General features: G+C 70.3%; 8 protein-coding genes and 1 pseudogene. 4 read left to right on the top strand and 5 right to left on the bottom strand.

The window, feature by feature from the left end; genetic code table 11:
* The first annotated feature begins 44 nt into the window (after positions 1-44).
* Positions 45-1625, top strand: coding sequence for a helicase HerA-like domain-containing protein (locus ADK55_RS32850; protein ID WP_053684145.1), 1581 nt, complete (start codon positions 45-47; stop codon positions 1623-1625).
* A 91-nt stretch (positions 1626-1716) separates the two neighbouring features.
* On the top strand, positions 1717-2649 hold the full coding sequence (gene opcA, locus ADK55_RS32855) for a glucose-6-phosphate dehydrogenase assembly protein OpcA (protein WP_053684147.1): 933 nt from the start codon (positions 1717-1719) through the stop codon (positions 2647-2649).
* On the opposite strand, the gene ADK55_RS32860 is transcribed toward opcA, so the two are convergent.
* Positions 2598-3071 carry a cupin domain-containing protein gene (locus tag ADK55_RS32860; protein ID WP_107089377.1) on the bottom strand — a complete coding sequence of 158 codons (474 nt, stop codon included), beginning with the start codon at positions 3069-3071 and terminating at the stop codon, positions 2598-2600. The two genes, opcA and ADK55_RS32860, sit on opposite strands and share 52 nt — an antisense overlap.
* A 253-nt stretch (positions 3072-3324) precedes the next feature.
* Between ADK55_RS32860 and ADK55_RS32865 the strand changes: the two genes are divergently transcribed.
* Positions 3325-4386 carry an IS110 family transposase gene (locus tag ADK55_RS32865; RefSeq protein ID WP_053684149.1) on the top strand — a complete coding sequence of 354 codons (1062 nt, stop codon included), beginning with the start codon at positions 3325-3327 and terminating at the stop codon, positions 4384-4386.
* Between the two features lie 17 nt (positions 4387-4403).
* Here the strand turns inward: ADK55_RS32865 and ADK55_RS32870 are convergent, their stop codons facing one another.
* Together ADK55_RS32870 and ADK55_RS32875 are read right to left on the bottom strand one after the other, a co-directional pair.
* Entirely contained in the window at positions 4404-4835 is a 432-nt protein-coding gene (locus ADK55_RS32870; protein WP_234350351.1) for a hypothetical protein, read from the bottom strand.
* A 112-nt stretch (positions 4836-4947) separates the two neighbouring features.
* Entirely contained in the window at positions 4948-5565 is a 618-nt protein-coding gene (locus ADK55_RS32875; RefSeq protein ID WP_053684151.1) for an HhH-GPD-type base excision DNA repair protein, read from the bottom strand.
* Positions 5566-5685: 120 nt separating this feature from the next.
* Between ADK55_RS32875 and ADK55_RS32880 the strand changes: the two genes are divergently transcribed.
* Positions 5686-6498: a VOC family protein gene (locus ADK55_RS32880; RefSeq protein ID WP_053684153.1), complete on the top strand. Its 813-nt coding sequence runs from the start codon at positions 5686-5688 to the stop codon at positions 6496-6498.
* A 53-nt stretch (positions 6499-6551) separates the two neighbouring features.
* On the opposite strand, the gene ADK55_RS32885 is transcribed toward ADK55_RS32880, so the two are convergent.
* Both ADK55_RS32885 and ADK55_RS32890 read right to left on the bottom strand, forming a co-directional pair.
* The gene (locus ADK55_RS32885; protein WP_053684155.1) at positions 6552-7064 is read right to left on the bottom strand and encodes a hypothetical protein; all 513 of its coding nucleotides are present in this window, start codon (positions 7062-7064) and stop codon (positions 6552-6554) included.
* 99 nt (positions 7065-7163) lie between these two features.
* Positions 7164-7583 (bottom strand): annotated as a pseudogene (locus ADK55_RS32890) (hypothetical protein); the annotation flags it as partial.

A 7583-nucleotide genomic window follows, 5' to 3' on the forward strand; every position in this document is an offset into this window, starting at 1 on the left:
CGTGGGTGCAAAGGTGACAGGCAGGGCTATTTCGGGAGTGAATCATGAGTGAGAGCACCGACCCCGCGTCTCCGGCCGACCGGATCGCGGCCGGGTACGCCTTCACCGGACCCGCGCTGGACCTGGGTGCCCTGCTGTGGGACGGGCGGTGTCTGCCGGACCGCCAGATCCGCGTTCCGCTGTCGATGCTGAACCGGCACGGGCTGGTCGCGGGGGCCACCGGCACCGGGAAGACGAAGACCCTCCAGCTGATCGCCGAGCAGTTGTCGGCGAACGGCGTGCCGGTGTTCCTCGCCGACATCAAGGGTGATGTCTCGGGCATCTCGGCGCCCGGCGTGGACAACGAGAAGGTCCGGGAGCGCGCCGCGGACGTGGCCCAGGACTGGTCGGCCACGGCCTGCCCGGCCGAGTTCTATTCCCTGGGCGGCATCGGCACCGGCATCCCCGTGCGGGCCACGGTGACCGCTTTCGGTCCGGTGCTCCTGTCGAAGGTGCTCCAGCTCAATCAGACCCAGGAGCAGTCATTGGGGCTGATCTTCCACTACGCCGATTCCAAGGGCCTGGAACTGATCGACCTGAAGGACCTGCGGGCGGTGGTGGCCTTCCTCGTGTCCGACAAGGGAAAGGCCGAGCTCAAGGGCATCGGCGGACTTTCCACGGTCACCGCCGGGGTGATTCTCCGGGCCCTCACCGCATTCGAACAGCAGGGTGCGTCGGAGTTCTTCGGAGAACCCGAATTCGACTCCTCGGAATTCCTTCGGACGGCCGCCGACGGGCGCGGTCTGGTCTCGGTGCTGGAACTCCCGGCGGTCCAGGACAAGCCGCAGCTGTTCTCCACCTTCCTGATGTGGCTGCTCGCCGATCTCTACACCGACCTGCCGGAAGTCGGCGATCTCGATCGGCCGAAACTCGTCTTCTTCTTCGACGAGGCGCACCTGCTCTTCAACGGCGCCTCCAAGGCGTTCCTGGAGTCCATCACCCAGACCGTGCGGCTCATCCGCTCGAAGGGCATCGGGGTCTTCTTCGTGACCCAGACGCCGAAGGACGTGCCGGCCGACGTGTTGGCGCAGCTCGGCAACCGGGTGCAGCACGCGTTGCGCGCGTTCACCCCGGACGACGCGAAGGCGCTCAAGGCGACGGTGAAGACCTTCCCGAACTCCCCCTACGACCTGGAGGAACTCCTCACCGGTCTGGGCACCGGCGAGGCGGTCATCACCGTGCTCAGCGAGAACGGCGCCCCCACTCCCGTCGCCGCGACCCGGCTGCGTGCCCCGCAGTCGCTGATGGGGCCCGTGGACGCGGCGACCCTGGACGGGGCCGTGAAGGCCTCGCTGCTCTACTCCCGTTACGCGGAGCCGATCGACCGCGAGTCGGCGTACGAGAAGATCAGCGCGGAGCAGGCGGCCGCCGAGGCCGAGGCGGAGGCGGCCGCCGCGGCGGCGGAGGCGGAGAAGGAGGCCAAGCAGGCGGGGAAGGCGGCCCGCAGCGCCCCCAAGCCCGATCCCTCGCTGGCCCAACAGGTCGTGGGCAGCGGCATGTTCCGTTCGCTGGCCCGCTCGATCGGCACCCAGCTGGGCCGCGAGATCTCCCGGTCCCTCTTCGGCACGGCCCGCCGGCGCAAGTAGCCGGGGGCCCGGTCGGGGAGTGGAGGCGAGTCGAGGCGTATTCCAGCGAACCGGTTGCGGGACGCTTGGCGGGCGCTGACAGACTCGGGGCATGCGGACCGAACTCACCGACACCACGTCCAGCAAGATCGACCGGGCTCTGCTCGATGCCCGGCGAGCCGTCGGCAGTCCCGCGATGGGGCTGGTGCTGACGCTCGTCGTGGTCACCGACGAGGAGAACGCCTACGACGCGGTACGCGCGGCCTCCGAGGCCTCTCGCGAGCACCCGTGCCGCATCATCGCGGTGATCAAGCGGAGCACGCGCGGCCCGCGCAAGCTCCCGCCGAGCCGTCTCGACGCCGAGCTGAGGGTCGGCACGGACGCCGGTTCGGGGGAGATCGTGCTGCTGCGGCTGCACGGGGAACTCACCGACCAGGCCGGCTCGGTCGTCCTGCCGCTGCTGGTGCCGGACGCCCCGGTGGTGGCCTGGTGGCCGGCAGACGCGCCCGCCGACCCGGCCCGGGACCCGTTGGGCGCGCTGGCCCAGCGCAGGATCACCGACGCGCAGGCGGCGGTGGACCCGGTCGCCGTCCTGGCGGAGCGCGCGCGGTCCTACGCCCCCGGGGACACCGACCTGGCCTGGACGCGGCTGACCCCGTGGCGTTCGCTGTTGGCCGCCGCCCTGGACCAGAAGCCGCTGCCGGTGACGGGCGCGGCGGTGGAGAGCGAGGCGGACAACGCGAGCGCCGAGCTGCTGGCGCGCTGGCTGGAGGGCCGGCTGCGGGTGCCGGTGCGCCGGGTGGTCACGGACGGGCCGGTCATCACCCGCGTCGTGCTGGAGACCGGTGAGGGCGAGATACGGGTGGACCGGCCCGCGGGGGTGCTGGCCGGCCTGATCCTGCCGGGGTGGCCGGACCGCAAGGTGGCGCTCAAGGTCCGCAGCCTCTCCGAGCTGATCGCGGAGGAGCTGCGGCGGCTCGACGCCGACGAGGTCTACGCCTCGGCGCTGCGCGGGCGACCGGCCCAGGCCTCGCTCTCGGCGTAGTGGTTGTCGTACACCGGCTGGCTGTCGATGATGTCCTGCACGGTGGCCTCGCCGGCGCGGACCCGGCCGAGCAGCCGGTAGTAGTCGAAGCGCGCCATGCCGGGGGTGAAGCCGACGAACACCTCGGCGGTCCGGCCGGCCGCCGGGGCGAAGGCGTGCTTCACGCCGGCCGGGACGCTGATGAAGTCGCCCTTGCCGAGGGTGTGGATCTCGTCGCCGACGAGGACGTCGAGCAGGCCGTCGGTGACGTGGAAGAACTCGGTGGCCTTGGTGTGGAAGTGCACCGGGGCGCCGGCCGCGCCGACCTCGAAACTCGCCGTGTTGCAGGTGAGTTCGGGGGTGTCGGTGAGGAGCGTGATGACGCTGCCCGGGCCGTCGGTGATGGTCTCGGCAGCGGCGGCGCGGGTGAGGTTCTCAGTCATGGTCATGATCATAAACTGGGGGTCTGACAGTGAGGATGTACTCGGCATTCCTCAGGGGTCTGACTCTGGGTCTGACTGACGTTTCGGCTGTCTGTCCGTTGAATCGTCGACCCCTGAGGAATGCCACCGCGTGTGCTCGCGGGTGTCCGTGACCTCATAGGAGCTTGGCCACCAGCCTCATCACTGTCTTGTCCGTCTGCCCGGGCAGCACACGCCGATCCGGTACCCATACGGAAGGACGGCAGAGCCGAGCATGACAGCGCCCGAGATAGCGGTGATCGGTGGAATCGACACGCACACGGACATCCACCAGGCCGCAGTGATCGACTCGGTCGGTCGCCACCTGGACACGCAGCCGTTCGAAACGAACTCGGCCGGCTACGAACAGCTGCTGGCCTGGCTACGTGCCCAGGGCGACGTTATCGCGGTCGGGATGGAGGGCACCGGCGCCTACGGCGCCGAACTCGCCCGGTTCCTCACGACCAGCGGCATCACGGTCGTTGAGGTCGACCGGCCGGACCGAAAGGCCAGGCGTGCCCACGGCAAGTCCGACCCGATCGACGCCTACGCGGCGGCCACCGCCGTCCTGTCCGGACGCGCGAGCGGAACTCCGAAGAGCCGGGACGGGATCGTGGAAGCGATCCGCGCTCTGCGCGTGGTCCGCAAGAGCGCGGTCAAAGCGCGGACGCAGACCATCAACCAGATCCGCGCTCTGATGGTCACCGCTCCCTCCGCCCTGCGGGACAAGCTGCGGGGGCTGCCCACCAGCGGGCTGATCGACACCCTCGCCCGCTTCCGGCCCGGCGGTGATCTCACGGACCCGGCCTGCGCGGCCAAGACGGCACTTCGCCGCCTCGCCCGGCGCTACCAGGCACTTCAACAGGAGATCAAGGAGGCCGACGCGGACCTGGCCCCTCTCGTGACCCGGGCCGCACCCAGCCTCGTCGCCCTGCCCGGGGTGGGCACGGAGACGGCCGGTCAGCTGCTGATCACCGCAGGAGACAACCCCGATCGGCTCCGGTCCGAAGCGTCTTTCGCGCACCTTTGTGGGGCCGCCCCGATCCCCGCCTCGTCCGGCCGGACCAACCGCCACCGCATCAACCGCGGTGGGGACCGCAACGCCAACAGCGCCCTGTACACCATCGTCTTGGTCCGCATGCAATACGACTCACGGACCAGGGACTACGTCGCCAGACGCACCGCCGAAGGCATGTCCACCAAGGACATCATGCGGTGCCTGAAGAGGTTCGTCGCCCGGGAGGTCTACAGGCACATCAAAGCTACTGGTGTCCCGGTCCTGGCACCGGCCACGTGAGTGAGGCGATCAGATCATCACGGGTCGGTGCGCAGGTCAGGCCAGGGATACCCGTCCGGCGACATACCGGCCGGCCGGCCAACCCGGACGAAGTCGCGGTACTCGTCCTGCACGACACCCTGGTTGACCCACCGCCCGCGAACAGCCCCTGCGCCCTCCTCAGCAAGAACCAGCGCGCTCTGCGGGTCCTCAGCCCTGCCGAGGAGTTGGCCGAACTCCTCTTCCTCGGAGTTCTGATCGAACGGCGGGAAGGAGTCCAGGTCCAGGAAGGACTCATGCCCGACATCCTCGACGGCATGGACGTAGACCTCGTATGACGTCCTCGCCGCCCGGACCTCGACATACCGCACACCGCGGCGCTCGGGCGGGCCGACCGGCCCGAGGAACTGCTCGACCGAACGGCCTCGCCTCAAGGCCCCGAAGATGAAGGACTCCGCCAAGTAGCGCACCCAGGCACAGTACGGCTCAGCCACTACCACCGACCAGCTTGACGATCTATAGGAGCTTCAACGGCCCGGGCCGCTCGTCCGGGCCGTTGTCGGAGCCCTCGCGCCCCGCCCGTCATCCCGCCGGCGGGGCTTTCGGCTTCGCCGTCTTCGCCGCCTTCGCGGCGGCCTTGTGCTCCTGCTTGTACGCCCGCACCTTGGCCAGTGACTCCGGTCCGGTGATGTCCGCCGCAGAGCGGTGGATGTTCGCCGGGCCGTATCCGCCGGCCGCCTCCCGCCAGCCCTTGGGCCGGACGCCGAAGCGCTTGCCGAGCAGGGCCAGGAAGATCTGGGCCTTCTGTTCCCCGAAGCCGGGCAGCTCCTTGAGGCGCGCGAGCAGCTCGTCGCCGGTCGTCGCGTCCCGCCAGACGGCCTCGGCGTCCCCGTCGTAGTGCTCCACCAGGTACGCGCAGAGCTGCTGGATCCGCTTCGCCATGGATCCCGGGTAGCGGTGCACGGCCGGCTTCTCGCTGAGCAGGGCCGCGAAGGCCTCCGGGTCGTACGCGGCGATCACGTGCGCGTCGAGGTCGTCCGCGTCGAGGCGGCGCGCGATCGTGTGGGGGCCCGAGAACGCCCATTCCATCGGGACCTGCTGGTCGAGCAGCATTCCGACCAGCGCGGCGAGCGGGCTGCGGCCGAGCAGGGCGTCCGCCTCCGGCTGCTGGGCCAGCCGGATGGTGATCTCCTTGTCCATGACTCCAGACTCCCCCGTGCGCGCCTTCCCCGCGCGGGCGGCACACCGGCGGCCTAGCGTGTGAACCGAGACGGGTCACGTCGTACACCACAGTCGTACCGACACAGGAGTCGATCGATCATGACTGAGTTCCCGGAAGGCGCTCCCTGCTGGGTGGACGCGATGTTCACCGATGTGGAGGGCGCGAAGAGCTTCTACGCCGACGTGCTGGGCTGGACCTTCGGCGATGCGAGCAGCGAGTACGGCAACTACACGCAGGCCTACAAGGACGGGAAGGCCGTGGCGGCCGTCGTCCCGCCGATGCCGGGGGCCGACGCTCCCTCGCAGTGGTGTCTGTACCTCGCCTCGTCGAACGCGGCGGCGACGGCGGAGAAGATCACGGAGGCGGGCGGCGAGCTGCTGATGGAGCCGATGCAGGTCGGCTCCTTCGGGACGATGGCCATCGCGAAGGAGCCGAGCGGCGCGGTGTTCGGGGTCTGGCAGCCGGGCGAGCACAAGGGCTTCGAGCGGATGGGCGAGGCGGGCTCGTACGCGTGGGCGGAGGTCTTCAGCCGGGACGTGGCGAAGGCCGACGCGTTCCTCCCGAAGGTCTTCCCGTACGGCGAGCAGCAGATGGACGCGGGGGACGACCCGGAGATGGCCGGCATGGACTTCAAGGTCTTCAGTCTGGGCGGCAAGGAGAACCCGGTGCTGGGCCGGATGAACATGGGGACCGACTTCCCGCCGGAGATCCCCTCGTACGTCCAGGTCTACTTCGGTGTCGACGACTGCGACGAGGCGGTCGCCAAGACCAAGAAGCACGGCGGGAAGTTGCACTTCGGGCCGATGGACAGCCCGTTCGGGCGGTTCGCGGCGGTGGCGGACCCGCAGGGTGCGGCGTTCGCGGTGATCGACATGTCGAAGACGACGGGCGAGATGCCGAAGTTCGACTAGTGGAGGTGCGCGGCGGGGCTCCGGTCCGGGGCCCCGCGGCGCGGTGACCGTGGCTACGGCAGGGCGGAGGTCACACCGTCCACGATCATCATCCACATCGGTTGGGCGCCCGTGCCGAAGGCGGCGGCCAGGGCGTAGCCGACGGAGGCGTCCAGGGGCCGGAGGTCCACGTCCTCCTGCCACTCGGCGATGACGAGCGCGTCGCCGTCGGCGGTGAAGTCCCCGAGGTGGGTGCCGTCGCGGGTGAGGCGACTGCCGGGGACGGAGTCCGGGACGAGGACGTAGCGCGCGCCCTCGTGTTCGACCTCGACCCGGTACGAACTCCTGGTCAGGCGGCCCTTCGCCGGGAGCAGCGGGCTGGTCAGGCCGTCGATGGTCAGGGTGAGGTGTTCCGGGTCGCGGGTGCCTATGCGGATCTGCGGGTCCACCTCGGAGCCGGGGGCGCGGACCAGGGCGACCTGGGGGATCCCGGGGCCTTCGACCTCGACGCGTTCCTGGCCTTCGAGGCGGACGGTGATCGCGCCGAAACGCGTGTCCTCAAGGGTCGTCGGGAGTGCGTCGTCCACGGGCGGTCCTTCGCTGCGATCGGAACTCACGTCCCGGAACGGGAGGTTCGGGACGCAAACGATCTTACGGTGAGGGTGCGTGGCCGGGTCGTGGCCGGGTCAGGCGGCGCGGGATCCGTCGTCGTTGCCGCCCTCGCGGTCCTTGCCGCCCTCACAGTCCCTGCAGCGGCCGCCCCGGGTGGGGCTGCGGAAGGCCCGGTCGCACTTCTCGCAGTTCGTGAAGGGGTCGGGCGGCACGAAGGGCGGGCGGTGGGGGAGGGCGGCCAATCGTGGTGGGAGCTGGACCGTGAGGCGGTACGCGATGAGCCCTGCGGCGCTGCGGGGGCGCTCGGGGAGGTTCGCGCACAGGGCGGCGGTGATCGCCTGGTGGGTCGCGCCGCGTTCCAACCAGGCTTCGACGGCGCCCGCCAGGCGCTGGACGTCCTGTTCGCCGAGGAGCAGTCGGGGGTCGGCGCGGCGCAGTTCCGTGAGGAGTTCGACGGCGAGTTGGCGGCGGGCCGGGTTGTCCGGGTTGACGGG

Source organism: Streptomyces sp. WM4235, from assembly GCF_001279725.1.
In the GTDB taxonomy this organism is placed as follows: Bacteria; Actinomycetota; Actinomycetes; order Streptomycetales; family Streptomycetaceae; genus Streptomyces.